General features: G+C 66.3%; 1 protein-coding gene. It reads right to left on the reverse strand.

Going from position 1 to position 523, the window contains the following annotated elements; all coding sequences use genetic code 11:
• Positions 1–16: 16 nt before the first annotated feature.
• On the reverse strand, positions 17–523 hold a 507-nt coding region (locus tag LQT98_RS23595; RefSeq protein WP_231465673.1), incomplete at its 5' end, for a hypothetical protein.

Raw genomic sequence — 523 nt, forward strand, 5'->3', positions numbered from 1 at the left:
GATCGTAAACAGGTTCTCAGCGCTGGCCAGGCTGCCGCGGCAAGACCACGCCGCCTCCCGGCTCGGACTGGATCAAAATACGTTTATAGCTCTTCACCGCGATGCCGTCCTTGCGCCCTGGCGAAAATTCGACATGGCGAAAACGCTCGATCAAGGCCTGCTCGCTGCCGGCCGGCTGCGCGCTGAACGATTGCACCGCATCCACCCCACCCTGTTCATTGATATAGACGCGCAGCTCTATCCTGATCGTCACCCCAGTCAAATAGGACAGGTCCGGCAGCTCGATAGGCCGCAGCGACGTCGCCACTTGCTCCAGCTGACTGGCCGGGTAATACAGGTCTAGCCCCAGACGCTGCGGCACATCCTCCCCCGGCTCGGCGGCCTCGGCCAGCGCCGCCGACGCCGCGCTCGACGGCTCGCCGGCAGGCGCCGATGCGCTTGGCTGTGGTTCCGGCTCCGGTTTCGCTTCAGCCTCCGTCGGAGGCAAAGCCTCGGCCGCCACGGGCGCGCTCCACGCCGGCGG

The sequence above is a fragment of the Chromobacterium aquaticum genome, assembly GCF_021129195.1.
Classification (GTDB): Bacteria; Pseudomonadota; Gammaproteobacteria; order Burkholderiales; family Chromobacteriaceae; genus Chromobacterium; species Chromobacterium aquaticum.